The organism is Lacinutrix sp. WUR7, assembly GCF_016864015.1.
GTDB lineage: Bacteria > Bacteroidota > Bacteroidia > Flavobacteriales > Flavobacteriaceae > Oceanihabitans.
In genome coordinates, this window is record NZ_CP045067.1 from 3,962,276 (window position 1) to 3,987,475 (window position 25,200).

The 25,200-nt window shown below is 32.8% G+C and carries 23 protein-coding genes and 1 pseudogene; 7 read left to right on the forward strand and 17 right to left on the reverse strand.

Annotation, left to right across the window (positions count from 1 at the left end; all coding sequences use genetic code 11):
• Nucleotides 1–103 precede the first annotated feature (103 nt).
• The 11 genes and pseudogenes from FG167_RS17265 to FG167_RS17315 all read right to left on the reverse strand — a co-directional run bounded on the left by FG167_RS17265 (nucleotide 104) and on the right by FG167_RS17315 (nucleotide 13,553).
• Nucleotides 104–3,139 carry a T9SS-dependent choice-of-anchor J family protein gene (locus tag FG167_RS17265; RefSeq protein WP_203459450.1) on the reverse strand — a complete coding sequence of 1,012 codons (3,036 nt, stop codon included), beginning with the start codon at nucleotides 3,137–3,139 and terminating at the stop codon, nucleotides 104–106.
• A 197-nt stretch (nucleotides 3,140–3,336) separates the two neighbouring features.
• A pseudogene (locus tag FG167_RS17270) lies at nucleotides 3,337–3,573 on the reverse strand (SDR family oxidoreductase); the annotation flags it as partial.
• A 110-nt stretch (nucleotides 3,574–3,683) separates the two neighbouring features.
• The gene (locus FG167_RS17275; RefSeq protein WP_203459451.1) at nucleotides 3,684–5,846 is read right to left on the reverse strand and encodes a T9SS type A sorting domain-containing protein; all 2,163 of its coding nucleotides are present in this window, start codon (nucleotides 5,844–5,846) and stop codon (nucleotides 3,684–3,686) included.
• A gap of 203 nt (nucleotides 5,847–6,049) precedes the next feature.
• Nucleotides 6,050–6,862, reverse strand: coding sequence for an enoyl-ACP reductase (locus FG167_RS17280; RefSeq protein WP_203459452.1), 813 nt, complete (start codon nucleotides 6,860–6,862; stop codon nucleotides 6,050–6,052).
• A gap of 116 nt (nucleotides 6,863–6,978) precedes the next feature.
• The gene (recN, locus tag FG167_RS17285; protein ID WP_203459453.1) at nucleotides 6,979–8,631 is read right to left on the reverse strand and encodes a DNA repair protein RecN; all 1,653 of its coding nucleotides are present in this window, start codon (nucleotides 8,629–8,631) and stop codon (nucleotides 6,979–6,981) included.
• A gap of 65 nt (nucleotides 8,632–8,696) precedes the next feature.
• Complete coding sequence (locus FG167_RS17290; protein ID WP_203459454.1) at nucleotides 8,697–9,584, reverse strand: DUF4835 family protein; 888 nt, start codon at nucleotides 9,582–9,584, stop codon at nucleotides 8,697–8,699.
• Nucleotides 9,577–10,788, reverse strand: a complete 1,212-nt coding sequence (coaBC, locus tag FG167_RS17295; protein WP_203459455.1) for a bifunctional phosphopantothenoylcysteine decarboxylase/phosphopantothenate--cysteine ligase CoaBC — start codon at nucleotides 10,786–10,788, stop codon at nucleotides 9,577–9,579. Before coaBC ends, FG167_RS17290 begins: the two co-directional genes overlap by 8 nt.
• Before the next feature lie 11 nt (nucleotides 10,789–10,799).
• A complete protein-coding gene (locus FG167_RS17300) occupies nucleotides 10,800–11,126 on the reverse strand; it encodes a DNA-directed RNA polymerase subunit omega (RefSeq protein WP_203459456.1) in 327 nt (108 codons plus the stop codon).
• Nucleotides 11,127–11,132: 6 nt separating this feature from the next.
• Nucleotides 11,133–11,945: an outer membrane protein assembly factor BamD gene (locus FG167_RS17305; RefSeq protein ID WP_203459457.1), complete on the reverse strand. Its 813-nt coding sequence runs from the start codon at nucleotides 11,943–11,945 to the stop codon at nucleotides 11,133–11,135.
• Nucleotides 11,946–12,151: 206 nt separating this feature from the next.
• Nucleotides 12,152–13,033, reverse strand: a complete 882-nt coding sequence (gene dapA, locus FG167_RS17310) for a 4-hydroxy-tetrahydrodipicolinate synthase (RefSeq protein ID WP_203459458.1) — start codon at nucleotides 13,031–13,033, stop codon at nucleotides 12,152–12,154.
• Nucleotides 13,026–13,553: a hypothetical protein gene (locus tag FG167_RS17315; RefSeq protein WP_203459459.1), complete on the reverse strand. Its 528-nt coding sequence runs from the start codon at nucleotides 13,551–13,553 to the stop codon at nucleotides 13,026–13,028. Before FG167_RS17315 ends, dapA begins: the two co-directional genes overlap by 8 nt.
• 71 nt (nucleotides 13,554–13,624) lie before the next feature.
• Here FG167_RS17315 and FG167_RS17320 point away from each other — a divergent pair, with 71 nt between their 5' ends.
• Entirely contained in the window at nucleotides 13,625–14,386 is a 762-nt protein-coding gene (locus FG167_RS17320) for a 5'-nucleotidase C-terminal domain-containing protein (RefSeq protein WP_203459460.1), read from the forward strand.
• 5 nt (nucleotides 14,387–14,391) lie between these two features.
• The gene (locus tag FG167_RS17325) at nucleotides 14,392–15,309 is read left to right on the forward strand and encodes a bifunctional UDP-sugar hydrolase/5'-nucleotidase (RefSeq protein WP_203459461.1); all 918 of its coding nucleotides are present in this window, start codon (nucleotides 14,392–14,394) and stop codon (nucleotides 15,307–15,309) included.
• Here the strand turns inward: FG167_RS17325 and FG167_RS17330 are convergent.
• From FG167_RS17330 to FG167_RS17350, 5 genes are all read right to left on the reverse strand, one after another.
• Entirely contained in the window at nucleotides 15,301–16,017 is a 717-nt protein-coding gene (locus FG167_RS17330; RefSeq protein WP_203459462.1) for a hypothetical protein, read from the reverse strand. The two genes, FG167_RS17325 and FG167_RS17330, sit on opposite strands and share 9 nt — an antisense overlap.
• 531 nt (nucleotides 16,018–16,548) lie before the next feature.
• Nucleotides 16,549–17,238 carry a hypothetical protein gene (locus tag FG167_RS17335; protein WP_203459463.1) on the reverse strand — a complete coding sequence of 230 codons (690 nt, stop codon included), beginning with the start codon at nucleotides 17,236–17,238 and terminating at the stop codon, nucleotides 16,549–16,551.
• 118 nt (nucleotides 17,239–17,356) lie between these two features.
• Nucleotides 17,357–19,351, reverse strand: coding sequence for an NAD-dependent DNA ligase LigA (gene ligA, locus FG167_RS17340; RefSeq protein ID WP_203459464.1), 1,995 nt, complete (start codon nucleotides 19,349–19,351; stop codon nucleotides 17,357–17,359).
• Between the two features lie 97 nt (nucleotides 19,352–19,448).
• Nucleotides 19,449–20,330, reverse strand: a complete 882-nt coding sequence (gene prmC, locus FG167_RS17345; protein ID WP_203459465.1) for a peptide chain release factor N(5)-glutamine methyltransferase — start codon at nucleotides 20,328–20,330, stop codon at nucleotides 19,449–19,451.
• A 14-nt stretch (nucleotides 20,331–20,344) separates the two neighbouring features.
• Nucleotides 20,345–20,857 (reverse strand): GNAT family N-acetyltransferase, encoded by a 513-nt coding sequence (locus FG167_RS17350; protein WP_203459466.1) that lies wholly within the window; start codon nucleotides 20,855–20,857, stop codon nucleotides 20,345–20,347.
• Nucleotides 20,858–21,051: 194 nt separating this feature from the next.
• Here FG167_RS17350 and FG167_RS17355 point away from each other — a divergent pair, with 194 nt between their 5' ends.
• From FG167_RS17355 to FG167_RS17375, 5 genes are read left to right on the forward strand one after another with little or no spacing between them, the layout of a single operon-like run.
• The gene (locus FG167_RS17355; protein ID WP_203459467.1) at nucleotides 21,052–21,507 is read left to right on the forward strand and encodes an LEA type 2 family protein; all 456 of its coding nucleotides are present in this window, start codon (nucleotides 21,052–21,054) and stop codon (nucleotides 21,505–21,507) included.
• Nucleotides 21,508–21,515: 8 nt separating this feature from the next.
• Entirely contained in the window at nucleotides 21,516–22,499 is a 984-nt protein-coding gene (gene ribD, locus FG167_RS17360) for a bifunctional diaminohydroxyphosphoribosylaminopyrimidine deaminase/5-amino-6-(5-phosphoribosylamino)uracil reductase RibD (RefSeq protein WP_203461148.1), read from the forward strand.
• A gap of 29 nt (nucleotides 22,500–22,528) precedes the next feature.
• A complete protein-coding gene (locus FG167_RS17365; RefSeq protein WP_203459468.1) occupies nucleotides 22,529–23,140 on the forward strand; it encodes an HAD family phosphatase in 612 nt (203 codons plus the stop codon).
• Nucleotides 23,137–24,000 carry an EamA/RhaT family transporter gene (locus FG167_RS17370; protein ID WP_203459469.1) on the forward strand — a complete coding sequence of 288 codons (864 nt, stop codon included), beginning with the start codon at nucleotides 23,137–23,139 and terminating at the stop codon, nucleotides 23,998–24,000. Before FG167_RS17365 ends, FG167_RS17370 begins: the two co-directional genes overlap by 4 nt.
• Nucleotides 24,001–24,615 carry a YigZ family protein gene (locus FG167_RS17375; protein WP_203459470.1) on the forward strand — a complete coding sequence of 205 codons (615 nt, stop codon included), beginning with the start codon at nucleotides 24,001–24,003 and terminating at the stop codon, nucleotides 24,613–24,615.
• 10 nt (nucleotides 24,616–24,625) lie between these two features.
• Here FG167_RS17375 and FG167_RS17380 read toward each other — a convergent pair whose 3' ends face one another.
• Nucleotides 24,626–25,018 carry a thioesterase family protein gene (locus FG167_RS17380; protein WP_203459471.1) on the reverse strand — a complete coding sequence of 131 codons (393 nt, stop codon included), beginning with the start codon at nucleotides 25,016–25,018 and terminating at the stop codon, nucleotides 24,626–24,628.
• Nucleotides 25,019–25,200 lie beyond the last annotated feature (182 nt).

Genomic DNA, 25,200 nt, shown 5'->3' on the forward strand with positions numbered 1-25,200 from the left:
GCTCTAAAGATTGACTAATCGATAAAAGTAAAATTATCACGATTAATTACATAAAAAAGCCACCTAAAAGGTGGCTTTTTATTACTATATAAAGATCTAAAAATTAGTTCTTAATTACTCTTACTGTTTCTGTAGTATTACCTATTGTTACTTTAACAAAGTAAGCTCCAGCTTGTAAGGAAGACATATTCACTTCTGTATTCACAGCATTAGGAGCAGTACGAAGTACTTCTTGACCTAACATGTTATAAACAGCTATGTTATTTATATCTTTTTGAGCTTTTAAAACTAAAGCACTAGATACAGGGTTTGGATAGTAAGTGAATGCTAATTCGTTATCAAAGCTTTGCGTAGATAATGTAGAACAAGTTACTGTAGCTTCCCATCCTTCTCTTGTTACACTACTATCAGAAGTAAACACAAAGGTTAAAGTTCCTGATGCATGTGTAGATGTTATAGACATACCTTGTAAATCTCCTGTTCCTTGGTCTATAATATCATCTCTATCCCAACACCAAATTGTTCCACCTCCTGGAGGATCAATAGTAGCAGCTGTATCATCTGGTCCATTATAAACTGTTAAGCCGTCCCAACAACCTGTTGTTCCATTATTTTCTGAGCTAAAAGCAGTAAAAGTAACCGTAACAGCATCACCTACAACGTCTGGTGCAATTACATATGTAACATTTTCACCACTTGGATAATCACTACTGGCTCCTCCTGCATCTAAGAAAACACCACTAGTACAACTTGGTATTACAGCAACGTAAGGTGTTGCAAATGTATATGGTCCTGACCAAGCACTAGTGTCTCCACCACCGCAATCTGATTGCACATAAAACGCATAAGAATTATCTCCTACTAAACCAGTAGCAGCATAAGGATTTGTAACCCCCGAAGCTGTTGCATTTCCTGTAACAGTTCCTCCACCAGCAACATCAACTAATTCTATATTCCACATTGTTGCAGTTCCATTTTCTGTCCAACCTAAGTCAGCAGAAGTTTCTGTAATTGCAGTTGCAGAACCAGCAGATGGTGCAGGACATACTTCTGTAGTTGAGAATGCATATGGTCCCGACCATGAACTAGTGTCTCCACCACCACAATCTGCTTGTACATAATATTCGTAATCCGTTTCTGCAGTTAATCCTGTTAATGCTTGTGGGTTTGTCATGGTACCAGTAATCATAGTTCCTGTTCCCATTGTTAATGGAGCAGTTCCCCATTCCACATTCCAAGTTGTTGCAGTTCCACCTTCTGTCCAACCTAAATCAGCAGAAGAATCTGTAATTGCAGTTGCAGAACCAGCAGTTGGTTCTGGACATGTAGGTGTTGGCTTAATACAAAACTCTAATGCACCTTCATCATTACTACCATAATCCCAATATCTTAAATATACTGTATCTCCAGGAGTTAAGCCTTCAAATATTTTTTCGTCTAAAGAGCTATTACAAACGACAGGATCTAAAGCTGTTAAAGCACCACAAGTTCCTGTGTACACTTCTACAATAGAACTATATCCAGGCCCCACAATACTATCATAAATAAACCCTCCTGAAGCAGGAACAGTTAAAGTAAACCAAATATCACTAGGATTTGGATCTGATGTAGCATTTGTACAAGTACTACTAGGAGCTACTTCTCCTGCAGAATTAGTTGCTCCAAGATTACTACCAGTATACGTTAAAGTACATGTTACTTCGTCTGCATTCATTACTGAATCTAAATCTATAGCGTTTGCACACTCATCATTTGTTGCTGGGCAAGCATCTTGAACTAAACCATTAAATGATGAAGAACACACTGGGTCTTGATCATTAGCAACCGTTATAGCTACAACTGTTCCGTTTGTATAAGGTCCAAAAGTTAACATTCCTGCCGCGTTTAAAGTTTGCGAAGCACTTGCTTGGTCATCTGAAGCTGTCATTGACGTCGCTGAACCTAAATCTGTAATATCTACTTCAATCTTAAATCCTCCAGAAGCTGCACAATCGTCAACCACTGTTGCTGTTACTGTTGCAGGAGCACAAGATAGACACTCTACATTAAAATCTATTGAAGTTTGCTCTGCACTACCACAAGAGTTTGATGAATCTCCTGCTATTCTTACAAATAGTGAAGTACCTGTAGAATTAAATGTTAATCCTGTTAAATCTCCAGCAGTACCATAACCGTTATATAATTCTGGTGCCGTAGCATCTACTCCGTCATATACAATAAATTCATCATACGTATTTTCAACTGTTCCAGAATTAACTGTGATTTTTAATCCACTAGTACCATCTGAACTTGCAAACAACCAGTCTAAATTACTATTGTTTTCATAACAACCAGTAGCATTTGTTGGTGTCCCACAAATAACTTGTGTTGGACAATCATCATAACTAAAATCTCCAAGAGAGAAATCACAAGCAGCATCTGTATGCTCCAAAGTTAAAGTTACTGTAACTCCAGTTGCGTAAGGTCCTGCAGTAACAATTCCTGAAACAACAGGAAAAGTTCCACCTAAACCATCGGTAACATTAGCACCATCTCCTACTGTTGCCACGTCTACATCTACACTAAATTGTGCATTAGAACAATCTGGCATCACCGTAGCACTATTCACTACTGCTGTAGTACACGTTGGAGCTGCATCATTAACAAACTCATCAATATGCAAATAGAACTTATCAGTATCTGTAGCTCTAATTGCGACATAAACAGTCATACCATCATAGGATGATAAATCATATGTATATTGTGCATAATTTGGCACGTTAATAGTTGCCGTTTCACTACCCAAAAGGGTAGTAAAATCAGCTGGAGCAAAACCTGTAGTGGATAATCTAACTTCAAATGTTTCTGTCCAATTATTTGAGATTGCGGCCCAAAAAGACACTCTATCCGAAGCACCTGCAGTAACTGTGAATTGTGGTGTAATTAAATAATCGTCATGAGCATTAGAATCCCAAGAAATACGAGCATGACCATCACCTAAGTAATTTTCAGCGGTCACATGAAGCCAAGTATTTCCAGCGTCTACATTCGTTACTGTCCAAGTTGCTGGAATTTCAGTATCAAAATTCTCTGTGAATTGCGCATTAGCTTGCCAAGCAAAGGCAAACATTGCGAATAGTAATAAGGTAATTTTTTTCATATTAAATTGGTTTTTGTTGATTAATTATTAGCATAAGCACTAAAACTATTGATAATAATTGAAAACTTTTACCAAAACTCTAACTAATCGATAATACTCCAATTTTCACGGTGAAATACATGCTAGACTGTGCTATATTAAAAAAAGGCTTTGTTTTCACAAAGCCTTTTTTAATTGTTTTAATACTAGTAATTTTTCTATTTCTCCTGAGCTTCTACAAAAGCTTCCATAACTTCATTACCAACACCTATATTATTGAATCCTCCATCATGAAATAAGTTTTGTAGGGTAACCATTTTAGTTAAATCGCTAAACATAGCCACGGTATAATTTGCAAAATCTAAAGCGGTTGCATTACCTAATGGAGACATTTTATCTGCATAAGCAATAAAACTATCAAATCCTTTTACTCTAGAACCTGCAATTGTTGGTGATTCTAATAAAGTATAAAGAAACAGCGAAATTACTTAACATAAATACAATTGTTACCCATAAAAAAAAGCCGCCTAAAAGGCGACTTTTTTTTTATTAATACAATAAATTATTAGTTCTTAATAACTCTTACAGTTTCTGTAGCATTACCTATTGTTACTTTAACAAAGTAAGCACCAGATTGTAAAGCAGACATGTTAACTTCTGTATTAACAGCATTAGGAGCAGTACGCAGTACTTCTTGACCTAAAATGTTGTAAACAGATATGCTATCCATATTTTTTTGTGCTTTTAATGTTAAGTAATCATTAGCTGGGTTTGGATAATAGGAAAATCCTGCAAACACATAATCTTCAACAGATAATGGCCCACAAACTACATTAGCTTCCCAGCCTGTTTCTACGACACTTGTATCTGAACTAAAAACGATAGTTAATGCTCCGCTAGTATGTGTTGATGTAAAGGAGTCTCCAACATTTAACTCACTAGCTGCTACAAATGGTACGTCTCCGTCTCCACTTTCTTCACCACACAACGTTTGTGCTAAAACTGGAGCTGTAACATCTGGACCATCATAAATAGTCATAAAATCCCAACAGCCATCTTGAGTACCATTCGTCGTTGCGGAAGCTTCTATATCTACAGACGTAAATGTTATTGTAACTACATCTCCAACATTATCTGGAAAAATAGTAGTTGTTGACGATTCGCTAACTGCATAACTAGCACTAGCTCCACCCGAATCATAAAAATTACCCCCACATGCTGGTGGTAAAAAAGCAGTATTAAAGGTAAATGGTCCTGCCCAATTACTTACATTGGTATCATCCATATCACAATCTGAACGTACATAAAACGCATAGGCAGTATCTTCTGTTAATCCAGTAAGCATATATGGGTTTGTAGTATCATTTATCATTGGAGTCCCAGTTGGCACAAATCCAGCTGTTCCCCATTCAATATCCCAAGCTGTAGCTGAACCATTTTCAGTCCATCCTAAATCAGCAGATACTGTTGTAATAGCATTAGCAGTTAAATTTGTTGGTTCCGTACAAACAATACAGGCTGTTTCTATAGAAAAATCTACTCCAGGATCTCCATTAATCCAATTTCCTACTCTTATAAAATATTCTGTGCCTGAGGCTGCAATAAAATTAACAACAACAGGGTTTTCTTCGGTTCCTGCTGAAGCAAAACAAGCGGTTGTATCCACACCAGCACAAGTACCATCTGTACTTTCAAAAACTTCAACTTGAGCTTCTTCTACTGTTGCATTTACGGTTAGTTCAATTTCCATATCATTTCCAGTAAACTGATACCATACCTCGTCTCCAATAGTTCCAATACAAGAAGCTGCAGTTCCTCCAGAAGCATTTACAGTAGTCTGCCCAGTAACGGTTTGATTACAAGCTAAAAGTATGGCGTTAGCACATAAATCATTTGCAGGCGGTGCTGTAGAGAGCGTAGAAAAATTAAAAGGTCCAACCCAGTTACTCACTCCATTAGTATCACAATCTGACTGAATATAAAAATCATAACTTGTGTTTATTGTTAATCCGGATAAATTATATGGATTAGTTGTCGTTCCAGTAATTGTTGTTCCTGCTCCAGGAGTAAAACCAGTAGTTCCCCATTCTATATTCCATGTAGTCGCTGTACCAGCTTCTGTCCAACTTAAATCTGCAGCAACATCTGAAATGTTCATAGCTGCTAGTGTATTAGGGTCTTCACAAGCAGGTGTTTCTTCAATTAAAATATCATCTATATTTAAAGATGCGCCATCACTACCAACATAACTAAAAAGTATTTGTATGTTATTGGCACCTGCGTACGCACTTAAATCTAATGTAATTTCGTTCCAAGTAAAATTTTCAAACACACCAAAATCTGCTTCTTCCCAAAGTAACGTTGTTGTGGTACCATCTGTTATACTAACTGCGAAATCATAATTATCAAAAGGATCTACTCCCCAATAATAACTCATGTTAAACCAAAACTTCAATCTTGGTGCTGCAGCCGCTGTAAAATCTAAAACAGGCGTTGTAAGCACTTCGTCCTGAGGTACTAAAGCAGGATCATAATCTACTTGTGCAGAAGATGCTCCCAAATGCGGATTTGCAGCTTGATACCAAGTAAAACCAGCATTCGTTGTGGTTAGCGTCCATCCGGTTGGAGGAACAGCCGTTTCAAAATCTTCTGTAAGATATTGTGCTTGTGCATGCCAACTGATAGAAAAAGCAATTAGCAAGAATAATAGTAATGTAATTTTTTTCATGATAAATTAGTTTTAGTTGATTAATTCTAAGCGTAATACCTAATTTATTGATAATAATCGAAACCTTTTACTAATACATTGATTAATCGATAATAACCATTTTTTAACGATAAAGTGTATTCGATTCATGAACTAATCCTATTATTAATGCAAAAAGGCTTTGTTTTCACAAAGCCTTTTTCATCTATATTATTGTTCGCGAACTAGTTGTCCATAAACGCTTCCATTACTTCATTACTTACACCTACGTTATTAAAACCTCCATCATGAAATAGATTTTGTAAGGTAACCATTTTAGTCAAATCACTAAACATAGCTACCGTATAGTTAGCACAATCTAAAGCCGTTGCATTACCTAAAGGAGACATTTTATCTGCATAAGCAATAAAACCATCAAATCCTTTTACTCCAGAACCAGCAGTTGTTGGTGTTGGTGATTGTGATATTGTATTTACTCTAACCGTTTTGTCTTTACCCATAAAATACCCAAAACTACGAGCAATACTTTCTAAATATGCTTTATTATCTGCCATATCATTATAATCTGGAAAAACACGTTGTGCTGCCATATATGTAAGTGCTACAATACTTCCCCAAGGGTTCATTGCATCTTTCTTATATAAGGTTTGCATTACTTTATGAAAAGACATTGCAGAAATATCTGTTCCTTTTTGAGTCCAATCGTAATTTTGATTCGTGTATGCATTTCCTTTTCTAACATTTATAGACATACCAATAGAGTGCAAAACAAAATCTATTTTTCCGTCAAGGATTTCCATAGATTTTTCAACAAGATTTTCTAAGTCTTCTATAGAAGTAGCATCTGCAGGAATTACTTGAGATCCTGTTTTTTCAGCTAAAGCATTAATAGTTCCCATTCTTAAAGCAACAGGAGCATTAGTTAAGACAAAGGTTCCTCCTTCTTCATGAACGCGTTCTGCTGTTTTCCAAGCGATTGAGTTCTCGTCTAGTGCGCCAAATATGATTCCTTTTTTTCCTTTTAATAAATTGTACATATGTAATATGTTATTTGGTATTATTAGTTTTATAAATTGTTATTCAAAGGTAGCTAAATTAATATTTATGGGCTACTTATTCAATTGGTATTAGTTATGCATACATAGTATATTACTTAATTCAACAACTCCTTTGCATGTGCCATTGCAGAGCTAGAAACTTCTATTCCACCTAGCATTTGTGCTATTTCTAAAATACGATCGTCATGATTAAGCTTCACTAAATTGGTAGTAGTTACCTCATCTACATCTTCTTTATATACTTTAAAATGCGTGTGTCCCTTTGCTGCAATTTGCGGTAAATGCGTAATAGCAAATACTTGCATGGTTTTACTCATGTCTTGCATAATGTCTGCCATTTTATTGGCGATTTCACCAGAAACTCCGGTATCAATCTCATCGAACATAATGGTTGGCAGCTGAATATAATTAGATAATATAGATTTAATGGCTAGCATAATTCTCGCTAACTCTCCTCCTGATGCTGCTTTTTTAAGTTCGTTAAATTGACCTCCTTTATTTGCGGAAAACAAAAAGGACAATTCATCTTTTCCGTTATACATATAATCCTTCACCAATGCTACTTCTATTTTGAATTGTGCATTTGGCATTCCTAAATCGTTTAAAATACGTTCTAGTTCTTTGGTAAGCTTCGGAATTGTTTTTTTTCTGTTTTGATGAATTTTTTCAGCAACAGCATCTAGTTTAATCCCTTTTTCCTGAATTTCTCTTTGTTTCAGAAGGATGCTTTCTTCTAAACTTTCGGATGCCGAAACTTTTTCGACTAATCCATTTTTAATAGTTATTAGCTCGGAAACATTTTCGGCTACATGCTTTTGCATCAAATTATGAAGCGTTTGTAACTTTGCATTAACTACTTCTAACCTTTTAGGATCTGCATCCAGGTTTTCTTGAAGTGCTTCAATTTCGGCAAAAGTATCATCTAAGTCTATAAGACTGCTATTTACTCTTGTATATAAACCCTCGTAGGTATTAGAATAATTAACGAGTTTGTGTAATGTATTTTTTAATTGGGTTAGCATGCTAAGAATCCCTAACTCTTCCTCTTGCAATAATTGATGGGAATGTGTAAGTTTTTCTTGAATCTCTTCAATATTATTCAAGGTTTCATACTCTTCTTCTAAAGTTTCAAATTCGCCATCTACTAAATTAGCTTCGGTTAATTCTTTTAATAAAAAGGTATTATAGTCTTGTTCTTTTAATGCTTCAGCTTGCTGATTAAAAAGTACTTTTAATTCTTTTTGAAGTTGTTTAAAGCCATTTAATTGGGCTTGATATTTTTCTAAACTGGCTTTATTATTTGCTAATGCATCAATTATTTGAAACTGAAAATCATCATCTACCAACTGCATAGTTTGGTTTTGTGAGTGTACATCAATTAGATGTTTCCCTAGCAATTGTAATGTGGTTAAATTAACAGGAGTATCGTTTACAAAGGCTCTAGACTTTCCTGAAGGAAGTATTTCTCTTCTAATGATAGTATGCGACTCAAAATCTAAATCTTCGGTTTTAAATAGATTTTCTAATTGGTAGTTTTCAATATTAAAAACGGCTTCTATAACACATTTTTGATCTTTATTTTTTAGGCTACTTAAGTCTGCACGTTTTCCTAAGATTAAAGACAAACCTCCTAATAGAATAGATTTTCCGGCTCCTGTTTCACCAGTAATTATAGTAAACCCTTGATTAAAATTAACCAAAAGTTCATCTATTAAAGCATAGTTTTTTATGGATAGTGAGCTTAGCATGTTTTATTGTATTCAGTAAACAGTAATCAGTATACAGTGTCAGTTTTAAATAAATAAAAATCTATTTAGAACTTAATATTTCGCCATTTACTAGAATGCATTGGCGCCACTTTATTTAATATTCCCATTAATTTACTTATATCTACATTTGGTCCTCCAGAAAAAATTTGTTCAATTTCATCTGCTTTTGCATCAAAGAAAGTACGAGATAGGTATGAATTTGGTCTTTGTCTGTGTACCGCATCCATTTGTATAATTGCATTTGCTATTTGAGTTTTAGCTTCCTTATCGCTTTCACTCATAATATCTAATCCTTTTCTATGGTAATTGTATAAAACCTCTCTAAAATCTTTGTAGGTTGGGGATAGAATATTATCTACTAAAATAAATCTACTTTGTAAACCATCCTCTAATTTCCAACCTTTAAAGTTTTCTTGTTGCGAATAGTTTACAATATTTTGTGCTTGTTTAAAATAGGTTTCTCCTCCTCTTAATTTAAAAGTATCTGCATCCAACCCTAAAATCATATGTATATGAAATGCTAATACAGAAACTAAATTAGATTCAAACTGATTGGAATTATAAATAAGATTTTGAAATTCTAAATATTTAAAAGAAAAATCTTTATCGTTGATATTATAAACAGGAGTGGTATATGTAGAACCATAAACAGGTCTTGCAGATTGTACTTGTATCGATGCGTTAAATAAATCATTACTTTGTCCTGTAACATTAATAACAATACTACATTCTATAAGTTCTTGTGGTCCAAATTTTTTCTTAGTCCACTCGGTTTGATTTACAAATTCGTTAAGTTGCTTTTCTAGTGTTTTAAATATTTGCAAGTTTTCATTACCTGTAAGCTGTGCATTTACTACTACATTACAGTTTAATTCTTGCGAAAATCCTGCAAAACTAATACACATTATAAGAACTAATAGTATGTTACGCATGTATTTGTTTTATAATTTGGTTAAAAATATCTATTGCTACTTCAGCTTTCGATTTAAGAGCGTATTCCGTAATATTCTCCTTTACATCAATAAGCGTTACTTTATTGGTTTCCTTTTTAAAACCAGCTCCTTTATCGTTTAACGAATTTAAGACAATTAAGTTTAAATTCTTCTTTTTTAGTTTTCCTTTTGCATTTTCAAGCTCATTATTAGTCTCTAATGCAAAGCCTACCAGAAATTGTTTTTCTTTTATTTGCCCTAAAGATGCTAATATGTCTTTTGTTTTTTCTAGCTCTAAGGTTAACGTAGTATCCTTCTTTTTTATTTTCTGCGTTGCAACATTTTTAGGTTTATAATCTGCAACTGCAGCAGAAAGTATGGCAATATCCATATTTTTAAAATATTGATGTGCTGCGTCATACATATCTTGAGCGCTAATTACAGGAACGACTTGTATGGAACTGTGTGCTACTTTTTGATGTGTTGGTCCCGTGATTAAGATAACCTCAGCACCTAAATTAGCAGCTGCTTTTGCCAGCTCAAACCCCATTTTACCAGAGGAGTGATTACCAATAAATCGAACCGGATCTATTGCTTCGTATGTTGGCCCTGCTGTTAACATCACTTTTTTATTCCGTAGCGGAAGAGTATTTAAAATATCATTTTCTAAAAAAGAAACAATCTCTTCTGGTTCTGCCATTCTACCTTCACCAATTAAACCACTAGCAAGTTCCCCACTTGTTGCAGGAATAATTATGTTATTATAAGATTCTAGTTTTTTAAAGGATGCTAATGAAGATGGATGCTTATACATATCTAAATCCATTGCAGGAGCAAAATAAACAGGACATTTAGCCGAAAGATAAGTCGCTAAAAGTAAATTATCGCAAACACCATTTGCCATTTTAGACATGGTATTTGCTGTAGCTGGCGCTACAATAAAGTAATCTGCCCAAAGCCCAAGTTCTACGTGGTTGTTCCAAACACCATTATCTTCTTCTTCATTTGTAAAAGAATAATGTACTGGATTTTTAGAAAGTGTTGCTAAGGTTAAAGGCGTTACAAAGTCTTTACTAGCTGGAGTCATTACAACTTTTACGTCTGCTCCAGCTTTAATAAATAACCTTACTAGTGATGCTGTTTTGTAAGCAGCAATACCAGCAGTTACGCCTAATAGTATGTTTTTGCCACTTAGTATAGACATCTTTGTTTTTTTTACTGGTTGTCTTCTTCTGTATTTCTATAGTAAATTTTATTATCTAACCATTCTTTAACTGCTAAAGCGTGTGGTTTAGGTAATCTTTCATAGAATTTAGACACTTCAATTTGCTCTTTGTTTTCAAAGATCTCTTCTAAACTATCGTTGTAAGTTGCAAACTCTTCTAATTTTTCAATTAGCTCTTTTTTAATTTCAGAATTTATTTGTTCTGCTCTTTTAGAGATAATTGAAATAGACTCATAGATGTTCCCTGTAGCAGCATCAACTTCATTTCTATTGTACGTTGTTGTACTTGTAGGTGCATCAATCTTCTTTAAATCCATAGTATATTAACTTTTAGTACTGTATTTTTTTAATTCTTCTTCTAAATTTTCTAACATATCCTTTGTCTCATCCATATGCTCTGAATTTGCATATTTATTTACAAATGAAAGGTAATATGTTTTTGCTTTTATTAGTCTATCTTCTTTTTTTCTTTCTACACTATTAATAGCTAATTGGTAAGCAGAATCTAATCTATAAAACAACGCTGTTTCACGAAGTTTAGATCCTGGAAACTCAAATATAAAATTATCGAAAGCTTTTATCGCTGCATTATAATCTCTTGTATATCCTACCGTTTTGTAATATTGATATGCAATATCGAAAGATTTCTGCTCTAGTTTACCATCTAACTCATGTACCAATTTATTTGCTTCTTCAAGAAATTCTGACTCTGGATAAGCGTTTATAAATAATTGAAACTTTTCAATCGCATCTTTAGTTGCATGTTGCTCTTTAGTGTATGCTGGAGATAGCATATAGCTACTTTTAGCGGAAAGAAATTCTGCCTCTTCTGCTTTTTCACTTTTAGGATATGCTGCAGCAAAACGGTCAAATTGATAGCCTGCTAAGTAATATTCTTTTGATTTGTAGTAAGAATCTGCATGTAAAAAGGATAACTTTTCGGCTTGAGGCTTCCCTCTGTATTGCGGCATAATCTGCTCAAACAACCTACTAGCCTTCATGTATTTCCCTTTATTATACATTTCTTCACCTACTTTAAATTTTGCAGCAATATCGTCACCATTTACAGCTTTTTGATATGGACTACAAGAACTTAATACTAAGCCTACTAATACTATGTAAATTAATCTATTCATTTGTTAATTTTACTGTTTTTTAACTATCTAATGCAATTCTATAATAGAATCAAGTGTACTAATGTTTCCTGTATTAGCTATACTTATTTCTTAATTTTAAAACAGAATGCAAAATTAGTCTTTTAATATGGATTTTAAAAATATTTTATTCTGCTAAAATAATTGATGAATTCAAGTAATTTAAAGGTTTAAGTAATATTTAACTTTTAAGCAAATACTTTAAGCGCTTCTACTATTTTTTGTTTTAGCGTATTTGTAGCTTCCACTAGTGGTAATCTCACATTAGCATTACACATATTTAATGCTTGAAAAACAGCTTTAATTCCTGCCGGATTGTTTTCAGCAAAAATTAGACCAGTCATCTCCATAAGCTTAAAATGTAGCGCATAAGCTTCTTTAGCTTTACCTTCTAGCCCTAAATTAATCATTGTTGTAAAGTCTTTAGGAAGTGCTTGTCCAAGTACAGAGATCACTCCTGCTCCACCTGCTAACACTACTCCTAATGCTAAATCATCATCACCAGAAATTACTAAAAAGTCTTCCGGTTTATTTTTAAGTAGCTGTAAATATTGGTGCACATTATTTCCGGCCTCTTTAACGGCTATAATATTTTCAAAGTCATTTGCCAAACGTAAAGTCGTTTCTGGCGTCATATCTTTAGCCGTTCTACCTGGAACATTATATAAAATTACTGGAACAGGAGACACTTCGGCTATCGCTTTAAAATGTTGATATAATCCTTCTTGCGTTGGCTTGCTATAATATGGAGATACCGATAAAATAGCATCGATATTAGAGAAGTCTGTGTTTTTAATTTCTTCCACTACTTGCGCAGTGTTATTGCCACCAATTCCTAAAACCAATGGTAATCTTTGCTTATTAGCCTTAATTATCGTTTTAGTAATTGCTGCTTTTTCTGCTGCTGTAATGGTTACACTTTCTCCTGTTGTACCACTTATTACTAGATAATCTGTTCCGTTTTCTATATTATATGCTACAATATCTTCTAAAGATTTGTGGTCTACACTTAAATCTTCATTAAAAGGTGTAATTAATGCAACTCCTGTACCTACAAATTTATTATTCATTACTTATTTTATTAAATGTATTAAGGTATTTTATTAACTCGTTTTTAAATAAATCAAACTGTTTTAAATTGGTTTTAATAATAAAATCATTCAGTCTGTTATCCGACTGTAACACGCCTATTTTAAATTTAGATTTAGATGCTGCTGTTAAAACTTTAAGCGCTAATACATCTTGTTCATAATAGCTAATTAAAGCATCAAATGGTGTATCTAAAAATTCTTGGAGTTCTTTGTTTTTTATTTTTCCGTTCCAACTAAAATCTTTTGGATTAAAACAAACATCCCAAGCGCTTATGTCTTCTTTTTTATTAGAAGTAAACGCTATAATTTTAAGCTTATTTTGTTTGACATGCATTACTTCTGCAAGCTTCCTAAAAGACTCAAAATCATCCGTTTCATCTATGTTTATTATCACACCTAGACTAGCTATTTTATCTTCGTCTAAAAAAACATGTCTAGAATTTAATAATTTACTAAGATGTTTTTTAGTAGAATTTTGTTTAAAACCCTTTAAAATCATTTATATTTATACTTTCTTACAAAGGTAACAAAAGTAGTTAGTTTTGTTTATTAAATCCTAGTCCTTTACACATGAAATTTAAACATCTTTTTTTAATTGTTTTTGCGCTCTTCATTTATAGTTGCAAACAAGAAAATCTATCCCTTATTAAAATTGAAGGAAAACAAATAAATATTAATGATAGCCTAGAAATTAATCAAGAAATTGAGGACTTTGTAAAACCATATAGAGATCATGTTAATAAGAATTTAGATAGTATCATTTCTTATGCTGTAGACACGTACTCTAAAAGTGATGGAGAATTTAATACCGCAATTGGAAATCTATTTGCAGATGCCGTTCTTGAAGAATCTAGTCCGATTTTAAAAAAACGAACTGGGCATAACGTAGACATGGTTTTACTAAATCACGGAGGTATTCGCGCTATTATATCTAAAGGAGACATAACCACCAGAACAGCTTATGAGATTATGCCTTTTGAAAACAGCTTAGTAGTTGCAGAAATGAAAGGAAAAACAATACAAGACAGTTTAATAAATTATTTAAGCAAAGCAAAACGCGCACATCCTATTGCTGGTTTAAAATTGACGCTTGATAAAGATTTTAACGCTATTAAAGCTAGTATTAACAACCAGCCAATTGAAGCAGATAAAACCTATTACGTTGCAACGAATGACTATTTGTACCATGGAGGCGATAGAATGACCTTTTTTCAAACAAATGATAGCTTGCATGTTTTAAATTATAAAGTAAGAAATGCACTATTAGACTATTTTCTTAAAAAAGACACCATTAACCCTGTTATGGATGACAGATTTATTCAATTAAAATAAACCAGATGAAAAGAAGAGATTTTATACAACAAACATCTGCTACAGCTGCATTAATTACATTAGGAGGTTTAGGACTACAATCGTTTACCTCTGGAAGCAAAACAACCAAAATCACGATACTTCATACCAATGACGTACATAGTCATATTGATGCTTTTGGACCTGAAGACGGTAGAAATCCGAACCAAGGTGGAGTTGCAAGAAGAGCTAGTTTAATTCAAAATCTTAGAAACGAAAATCCAAATACGTTACTATTAGACGCTGGAGATATTTTTCAAGGAACACCATATTTTAACTATTATGGTGGCGAGTTAGAGTTTAAACTAATGAGCATGCTTAAATACGATGCAGCAACCATTGGTAATCACGATTTTGATAATGGAGTAAATGGTTTATTAGCACAATTGCCGCATGCTAAATTTGATTTTCTGTCGGCTAATTATGACTTTTCTAATACCGTTCTGGACGCTTATATAAAACCGTATAAAGTATTTAAAAAAGGTGGAATTAAAATTGGTGTTTTTGGCTTAGGTGTTGAACTAAATGGTTTAGTAGATAAGAATCTATATAAAGAAACCAAATATCTCGATCCAACTGAAATCGCTCAAGATATGAGTCGCATTTTAAAAGAAAATGAAAAATGTGATTTAGTAATTTGCTTATCGCATTTAGGATATCATTACAAAAATTTTACAGAAAAAATTAGTGATTTAAACCTTGCAAAGGCTACAAAAGATATCGATTTAATTATTGGCGGACATACACATACTTTTTTACCGAAGCCTACCATTGCAAAAAATAGCATAGGGAAAAATGTTTTAGTAAATCAAGTTGGTTGTTACGGAATTAACCTAGGAAAAATAGACTTCTATTTTGATGCAGATAAAAACAAAGCCGCAAAAGGAACTTCTATTTTAGTGTAAATTTTTTAACTTTTTTGGAAGAAAAAAGGCAGCTTTTACATTAAGCTCCTTTTTCGCTTTATTCCGCTCCAATACATAACTAAACAGGAAGAATAAACCTAATAAGTGTAAAACTCTATCCAACATTACAAAGCTCGAATTATACAAATAATACGTACTTATGTAATTTAACACATCAGAAAACACAAAACATAAAACCATAATTAAAAACTGAATAGACACTTTGGTTTCTGAATTTAAGTAATCTACAAACGAAACAAAAGCAAGCGCTATTAAAGTGGCACTTTTAATTCCAAATAACGAAACCTCTATACTGTCTGGAATATAATACTTGATAACATCAAAAAGTGTATACAATAGATAAGCATTAATTAAAAACACGAAAACTAAATACGAGCTAATTACTTTATCTAGTTCTAGTTTTTTAATCCTAGTTGCCACTGCAATAATCAAAAAAGAATAACTTAAGCAGTATGCTAAACTAGAAATATTTACAAGCATCAAGTTATAGGTGAAAACAGAAGTGAAATCTCCAATAAAGGAAAACAACAAAAAAGCAAGAATGCTTATTTTAATTTGCTTATTTCTTAATAAAAAATAAATTAAGAATACTGGAACAAAAAGAGGCTTTGTTAATTGCTGAAACAAATCATTTGCACTAATAGTCGCTATTACATTAATTAGCATAAGCACAAACAATATGCTCAAAAACATCTTGTTAGGAAATTTTTTTATCCAATTTTTAACAATCATAATCATAAGTAGGTTAGTGCAAACATAAAATAAATATTACACACAACGATGAAATATTACACTTAATCGATGAAATACATGCTTTTTATACGATTTTCTGTATAATTCTCTCATTATGAAGCAAACAACAAAACCTTCGTATACCCACTAAATTTCAAACTATTTAAAGATTATCACATTCCTATTAGGGAATTGTTGTTGTTATCCTTTTACACCAACTTTAGGGTTTCAATTTATGGGATAACTAGATCGTACATTTTTTTTTACAGCAGAAAGCAGAAGCATATAGCATAATTATTACTAACACCAAGAAAGCATAAGTTAGAGTAATGTCCGCATTAAAAACAGGAAGAGAAGCGACTAGGATACATATTACAGAATTAGATATTATAACAACTAATAACGTATTATTCATCACTACAATTCCAATTTTTATTTCCTCAGGAAGGATACTGCTTTTATGCAGATTGCATGTTTTAAATCGACTTAAGCGAAAATATTAGATTTTTTTTTTGAATCTATTTCAACATCCGTTTGAAGATAAAACATTACAAAAGCAAATATATTTAAAGCTATCGCGATATAATTAAGTATTTCAATATCGGAAAGATAGTAATAGCCTATTAATAAAAAATCTGAAAAACTTATGGTTAGACAACCGATAAAAAGAAACAAAGATTTTCTTGTATCATTTTCCAAAAAGTTCAAAAAGGAAACAGCTAAAAGAACAAGTAAAACTAAATTATAGCTATGTTCCAACAGTCTTACCATCCCTAAAACTTCCGTTTCAAACAAAATTGGATCTATAATACCACACAAAACAGTAAATAGATAAACCACAAGAACTAACAGTATAATAGTTTGCACTAAGAATTTCTTTATAAGAATTTTTAAATTTAATGTTTTAAAAATTTCAAATAACAAAAACAGGAAAGCAAAAATATAAAGGCTATTACAAAGAAAATATAATGTTTCTGATAAATTATCTCCATCTATTATATGCAATATATCGGCGGAAGAATAACTAACTAGAAATAATAAAAAGAATAAGGACTTTTCTTTTCTTGAAATAAAATAAAATACAGTAAGCACAGGAACTACTAGCAATTCTAAAATAGAAAAAATAGAACTATCTAGCATAGCAGATACTGTAAGACCAAGAAAATCAGCTAACATAAAATAATTTAAACACCCTATAAAGTAAAGTTATGAACTTTCAAATATAAATAAAAAATGTAATTTATCTTAAATTAATGATCTTTATCGGTTTAAACCTCAAAAAAACTTACCAGAATTAATCAAGCATTTGTAAGAATTCCTGTTCAGAAATTAATGATACTCCCAATTTCTCTGCTTTTTCTTTTTTACTTGGTCCCATTTTGTCTCCTGCTACAATATAACTCGTTTTAGCAGATATAGAAGACGAAACTTTACCACCATTATCTTCTATTAATTTTTTAAGCTCGGTTCTGGAAACAACCTCAAAAACTCCCGAAACGACAAATATTTTATTTTCTAATTTGTTGGTTTGATTAGCTAATTTTTCAGCAGAAACTTCTAACTGCACACCAAAACTTCTTAGTTTTTCAATGGTATTTCTGTTTTCTTCCGAAGCAAAAAACAGCACAACACTTTCCGCTATTTTAATCCCTATTTCATCTACATTTACTAATTCTTCTTGTGTTGCATTAGCGATGGCATCTATACTTTTATAATGTTTTGCTAATTTTTTAGCAACCGTTTCACCTACATATCTAATTCCTAAAGCAAAAAGCACCCTTTCAAAAGGGATTTGCTTTGAAGCTTCCACGCCTTTTATTAAATTCTCAGCACTTTTTTCGGCCATTCTTTCTAAAGGCATCAACTGCTCTTTAGTTAACGTATACAAATCAGAATAATTGGTAATCAATCCTGCTTGCACTAAAAGTGCTACAGTTTCACCACCAAGACCTTCGATATCCATTGCTTTTCTAGAAATATAATGCTGAATTCTTCCAACAATTTGTGGGGTACAACCATAATAATTCGGACAAAAATGTTTTGCTTCTCCTTCATCTCTTTCTAAAAGCGTGTTGCATTCCGGACAGTGCGTTATGTATATGGTTGGTTGTGAATTTTCTGGTCGTTTGGTAAAATCTACGGCAATTATTTTAGGTATAATCTCCCCTCCTTTTTCTACAAACACCTCATCACCAACTCTAATATCTAACTTTTCAATTTGATCACTATTATGTAAAGAAGCTCTTTTTACTGTGGTTCCTGCTAGTTCTACAGGTTCTAAATTGGCAACTGGCGTTATCGCTCCCGTTCTTCCAACCTGATAAGAAATGCTGTTTAATCGCGTAGAAACGCGCTCTGCCTTAAACTTATACGCCATTGCCCAACGTGGTGCTTTGGCCGTATAACCCAATTCTTCTTGTTGCTGTAAATCATTTACCTTTACTACTACTCCATCTGTTTCGTAAGGCAAATTATGTCTTTCTTTGTCCCAATAATTTATAAACTCCAAAACTTCATCAATAGAGTTTACTAGTTTGGCTGCATCCGGAACTTTAAATCCCATCTGTCTCGCTTTTTCTAGACTTTCCATTTGTGTTGCAATCCCTAAATTTTCTCCTGTAATATTATACAACAAACATTCTAATGGTCGCTTTGCAACTTCTGCACTATCCTGAAGTTTTAAACTTCCAGATGCTGTGTTTCTCGGATTTCTATAAGGTTCTTCCCCAATATCTATACGCTCTTCGTTCATTTTATTAAACCCTTCAAAAGGCAAAACAATTTCGCCGCGTATATCAAATACAGGTGGGTAATCTCCTTTTAATTGTAATGGTACCGACTTTATTGTTTTAATATTTGCGGTTACTTCATCCCCTTGCATACCATCGCCACGAGTTACTGCGCGAAGCAAACTTCCGTTTTCATAGGTTAAACTTATGGATGCACCATCGTATTTTAACTCGCAGGTGTATTGAATTTCTCCATCCACCATCTTTTTAATTCTAGTTTCCCAGTCTTGTAAATCTTCTAAGGAATACGAATTATCTAAAGAATACATTCTGTGCGTATGTACAACGGTATTAAAATTTTTAGTTACTGTACCTCCTACGCGTAGGCTTGGTGAGTTTGCATCGTAAAATTCTGGATGCTTTTCTTCTAACGCCTGAAGTTCTTTTAATTTTATATCAAAATCGTAATCACTAATAGTCGCATTATCTAAAACGTAATAATTATAGTTGTGCTCACGAAGCTCGTTACGTAAGTTTTGTATGTATTCTTTTGTATTCATTTAATTCTTTTATCTCTTTCCCTAAAAAACCTTTCCGTAAACAGATAGATATAAGTATCTATTTTCTTAATCAAAATCTGAAATCAAAAATCTTTTATCAGCAATCGTTAATCTTCATTCCTTTTAACATTCTATCTTTTCTAAAAATGTCCTGCTTTAATTCTATATCTTCAAAACCATTCTCTTCTAATAAAGCTATCATTTCTTTACCAAGATACTCGTTTATTTCAAAATACAATTCTCCTTTCGGCTTCAAGGTATCCAAAGCAAATTTTGTTATTGCTTCATAAAATTGCAGCGGATTATTGTCTTCTACAAACAAGGCCAAATGTGGTTCGTTTTGCAAAACGTTAGGTTTCATTTCTTGTTTCTCTACGTTTCTAACGTATGGCGGATTCGATACAATGATGTCAAATTTTAAACTTGAAAATTTCAAACCCCAAGACTTTTCATTTAAAATATCCCCTTCTATAAACTCCACTTCCACATTATTTAATGCGGCGTTTTCATTTGCTTTTTCTATCGCTTTCGCGGAAACATCTAAGGCATAAACCTTCGCTTTCGGCAAGTTTTTAGCTAACGAAATAGCAATACAACCACTTCCTGTTCCAATATCTAGAATGGAAATAGTTTTCTCAAATGCACTCGAATTGACATCGTTTATAATAAGATCAACAAGCTCTTCTGTTTCTGGTCTTGGTATTAATGTATTTGCATTCACTTTAAAAGGCAATCCGTAAAACTCTGTTTCTCCTAAAATATACTGAATTGGTTCTTCTTCTTTCAGTCTTTGCAACGCATCGCGAATAGCACCTTCTTCTACTTTAGTAATGGTTTTACCTGGGACTAACGCTAGTTTTATTCTAGAAAAATCACAGAATGCTTCAATTAACAAATAGAAAAAACTATTTACTTCGTCTATACCATAAATGACATCTAGTTCTTTATGAAAGGTTTGTTGTATCTCTTTTAACTTCATTAATTCCATTATCATTATAGATTTTTCAGCATCCAAATACCACAAGCATTATGTCCTGTGTTTCCTAAAGGAGCTTCTAAATGCTTAAATCCGAAAGTTTCATAAATATGAATTGCCGCTTTTAGATTCGGAATCGTTTCTAAATAACATTGTTTATATCCAAACGCTTTCGCAGCTTCCATGCATTTTTCAAAAAGCGGTTTCCCTATTCCTTTTCCTCTTACTTCTGGAGCAAAATACATTTTCTGAATCTCGCATACTTCCGTTTCAAAATCTTTTAAAGGTTGTATTCCTGCACCTCCAAAAACCTTTCCGTCCAACTCCACCACATAATAAACCTCATTTTTATTTTGATAAGATTCAAACATTCTTGGTGTTTCGGCATCTTCATAAGCAGTACCAACCAAAGGGATTTCATATTCATGAAAACACCACCTAATAGCTGCTTCTATTTGTGCATTATCCTTTTGTTCAATTTCTCTTATAATGATATTGCTATTCCTCACTTTTTTAAATTTTGAACTCATTTAAACTTTTTTAATTGGCTACAAAATGTGATTTTTCACTCACTTTTCACCTTTTTATTACTCCATAGTGATACTATGCTGCTCAAAAAAGATTTCAATTGAGCAAAAAAAACTATTTTTCGCTACAATCTAAAAAGTTCACATGAGTTCATTATTTTTGCTGGTGAAGATACATTAAATCTAAAAAAATTGAAATGAAGAAGTTTATAATCTTATTAACAGTAACGCTTACTATTTTAAGTTGTTCGGTAAAAGAGAAACCAGAATTTTTAAGAGTAGACAATATAAAGGTAGACGATTCTAATTCTAAATTCATTACACTTACTGCGGATGCGTATTTTTTGAATAAAAATGATATTAGTGGAGAATTAAAAACCGACGAGATTAAAGTGTTTGTTAATAATAATCAGATGGCAACGGTAACTACAGAGAGCTTTAAAGTTCCTGCAAGAAAAGAATTCTCTATTCCGTTAAAAGCAAATGTACCAACAGATAGCATTTTTAGCGATAAAAGTTTAAGCGGATTATTAGGAAGCTTACTTTCTCAAAAAATGAAAGTGCAATACAAAGGGCAAATTAAATATAAAGTATTTGGTTTCTCACACACTTATGATGTAGACCAAACTGAAAACGTAAAAATCAAGTTCTAAACCACGCTATTATTATACACGAAGACTACATAAAACGCTGCATACAAATTGCAAAACTAGGATTAGGAACCACAAGGCCAAATCCAATGGTTGGAGCTGTAATTGTACATAATAATCGTATTATTAGCGAAGGCTATACCAGCGCTTATGGTGGCAATCATGCCGAAGTAAACGCAATAAACGCCTGTACAGACAAATCCCTTTTACAAGAAGCTACTTTATATGTTACGCTAGAACCGTGTAGCCATTTTGGAAAAACCCCACCTTGTAGTGATCTTATTATTACACATAAAATACCGAATGTAGTTATTGGTTGCGTAGATGATAATCCGGAAGTTGCAGGAAAAGGCATTAAAAAGCTAAGAGATTCTGGATGTAATGTTACGGTTGGTGTTTTAGAGGAAGAATGCAAAGCACACCACAAACGTTTTTTTACATTTCACAACAAAAAGCGTCCGTATATTATTTTAAAATGGGCGGAAACCACAGATGGTTTTATCGCTCCGAAACAAAAAGACGAAAACAAACCAGTTTGGATAACGAATACCATTTCTAGACAATTAGTTCATAAATGGCGTGCAGAAGAACAAGCTATTCTGGTTGGCACAAATACGGTTATTGCGGACAATCCGAGTTTAACCGTTAGAGATTATACAGGAAATAATCCGATTCGCGTGGTGTTAGACAGAAATAATGTTCTTTCTAAAGCATATGCTGTTTTTAATGACGAAGCCAAAACCATTACACTTAAAGAGAACACAGCTAAAGCTATTTGTAATCAATTATATAAGGAGGACATAAATTCCATAATTATTGAAGGAGGCTCTAAAACCTTGCAAATGTTTATCGATGAAAATCTTTGGGATGAAGCTCGAGTATTTACAGGAAATGTTTTATTTAAAGAAGGTGTTAAAGCTCCAAATTTTTATGGCGATCTTGTTTCTACAGAAAAGATAATAGATGATACGCTTAAAATATTTACTAATAATTAAAAAGATTCCTGTCAACGCAGGAAATAAACATGATTAAAAACATAATATTCGATTTTGGAGATGTATTTATCAACCTAGATAAAGCAGGAGCCATACAAAACGCTTTAGACGTATTTAATGCAGATGCGCTTCCAGAAGACTTAATTGCCATCAATACCTTATACGAACAAGGACTATTGGATACAGAAGAGTTCTTAGAGTTTTACTTAGAAAACTTTCCGAAGTTAACAGCAGATGAAATAATAAATACATGGAATTTTATTCTGAAGGATTTTCCGCAAAAGCGATTAGAATTCATCCAACAATTAGCTGCAGATAAAAAGTATAAACTTATTTTATTAAGCAATACCAATGAACTTCATATAGATTGGATTAAAGAAAACATTTCGTTTTATGAAGATTTTAAAAAGTGTTTTGACCCGTTTTATCTATCGCATGAGATTCAATTACGCAAACCAAATGCGAATATTTATGAATTCGTTTTAAACGAAAACAACCTAAAAGCAGAAGAATCACTTTTTATTGATGATACTTTAGAAAACACCGAAGCAGCAAAAAAACTAGGAATCCATGTTTGGAATATTGATGAAACCAATGAAGATATTATCGATTTATTTACCATTAAGAAAGACTTATTTTGATATACCTTTTATTTAGCATTCTAGCATCTACGCTAATATTCATTATTTTCAAACTGCTAGGTAAATACAAAATTAATACGCTGCAGGCTATTGTTGCTAACTATTTCACAGCCTGTTTAACGGGTATTCTAATGTACGAGGAAACGGTAAATGTTTCTAAGATTATAAAGGAAGATTGGTTTATTGGTGCTATTGGGTTAGGCTTTCTCTTTATTTCCATTTTTAATGTCATGGCATTAACAGCGCAACGTAACGGACTAACAGTTACATCTGTAGCAAGTAAAATGAGTGTGGTGATTCCTATTATTTTTGGCTTATATGCCTATAACGAAAGTTTAGGTTGGCAAAAAGGACTTGGTATTATCTTAGCTTTAGTTGCTGTATATTTAACTTCTGTAAAAGCGAAAACTGCGACTTTTAACCTTAAGAATTTATGGCTACCTATTGTTTTATTCTTTGGTTCTGGAGTCATTGATACTTCCATAAAATATGTGGAAACAAGCTATGTTTCGTCAAATGGGATTCCTATATTTTCTGCAACCATTTTTTGTATTGCAGGTTTAATAGGAATTGTGCTGCTTAGTATACAAGCTTTAAAAGGAAAATTTAAATTTGATTACCGCAGTATTTTTGGTGGGATTCTTTTAGGAATCACCAACTACTACTCGATTTATATGCTATTAAAAGCCTTACAATTTGAAGGATTTGAAAGCTCCACTATTTTCACCGTAAATAATGTAGCAATAGTAATGTTGTCTACTTTAATTGGACTCCTTATTTTTAAAGAAAAACTACAAAACAAGAATTGGATAGGAATTGGGCTTGCCATAGTTTCTATTGTATTAGTTACTTTAGCGTAAATGGAAGAAAAAGACACCTATAGAACCATTACTACGCCTTCGGAAGAAGTTTTATTCAAAGATAAAAACTCGAAGTTCTTTGGATATGCCTTTCCAATTCAGAATGAGGAAGAAGTAAAACAACATATAGAAGATTTAAAAAAACAACACCATGCTGCAAGACATTGGTGTTACGCATACCAATTTGGAACCGACGAAAAAAACCTTTCCTATCGCGCAAATGATGATGGCGAACCAAATAATAGCGCGGGAATGCCAATTTACGGACAAATACAGTCTTTTGACGTAACCAACATCCTAATTGTAGTAGTGCGTTATTTTGGTGGTGTAAAACTTGGCGTTGGCGGGTTAATAAACGCGTACCGAACGGGAGCACAAATGGCTCTAGAAGCTTCCAAAATTATTACAAAAACTATTAATATAGAATACTGCATCTCTTTTGAATACAAAAACATGAATAAAGTGATGCGAATTATTAAAGAGAAAAACCTAAATATTACCAATCAAATTTTAGAATTGGACTGCAAAGTTTTTATATCTGTAAGAAAAAACGACTCAGAATCTGTATTTAAAACTTTCGACAACCAATTTGAAATAAAAATCGAAGTGGTATAACGAGAAGTTTCTACAGTTTATCTAAAATATAATCTGGACATTTCATCGGTCTTCTAGTTTTCATGTTAATAAACGCCAAAACGGTATTCGCTTGTACTAAAATTTCACCAGCTTCGTTTGTAATTTCATATTCAAATTCAATTTTAACAGCAGGCGTCTTTTTAAGTTGCGTTTTTACTTTAATAACCTCGTCGTAATGTGCTGATTTCTTATAATTTAAAGACATAGAAATCACAGGAAGCATCACACCTTCTTTTTCCATCTGGCTGTAAGAAATACCAAACGTTCTTAACCACTCTGTCCTCCCCATTTCTAGGTATAATGCGTAATTACCATGATGAACAACACCCATTTGATCGGTTTCACCATATCTAATTCTTATAAAAATTTCATTCTCTTTCATACTAATTTGTCGTTATTTTTTTGTAGTTTCGGTAACGGTTTAAACATGCAAAAAAAATTCCTAATATTCAACGATAAAATATTTTTTTATTAATAATTTTGTTCACATATTTGCCGAGCTATAATCAACGAGAGGAAATCAATTCCTCTTTTTTTAACTAACAATAAATTTCACAACAAACA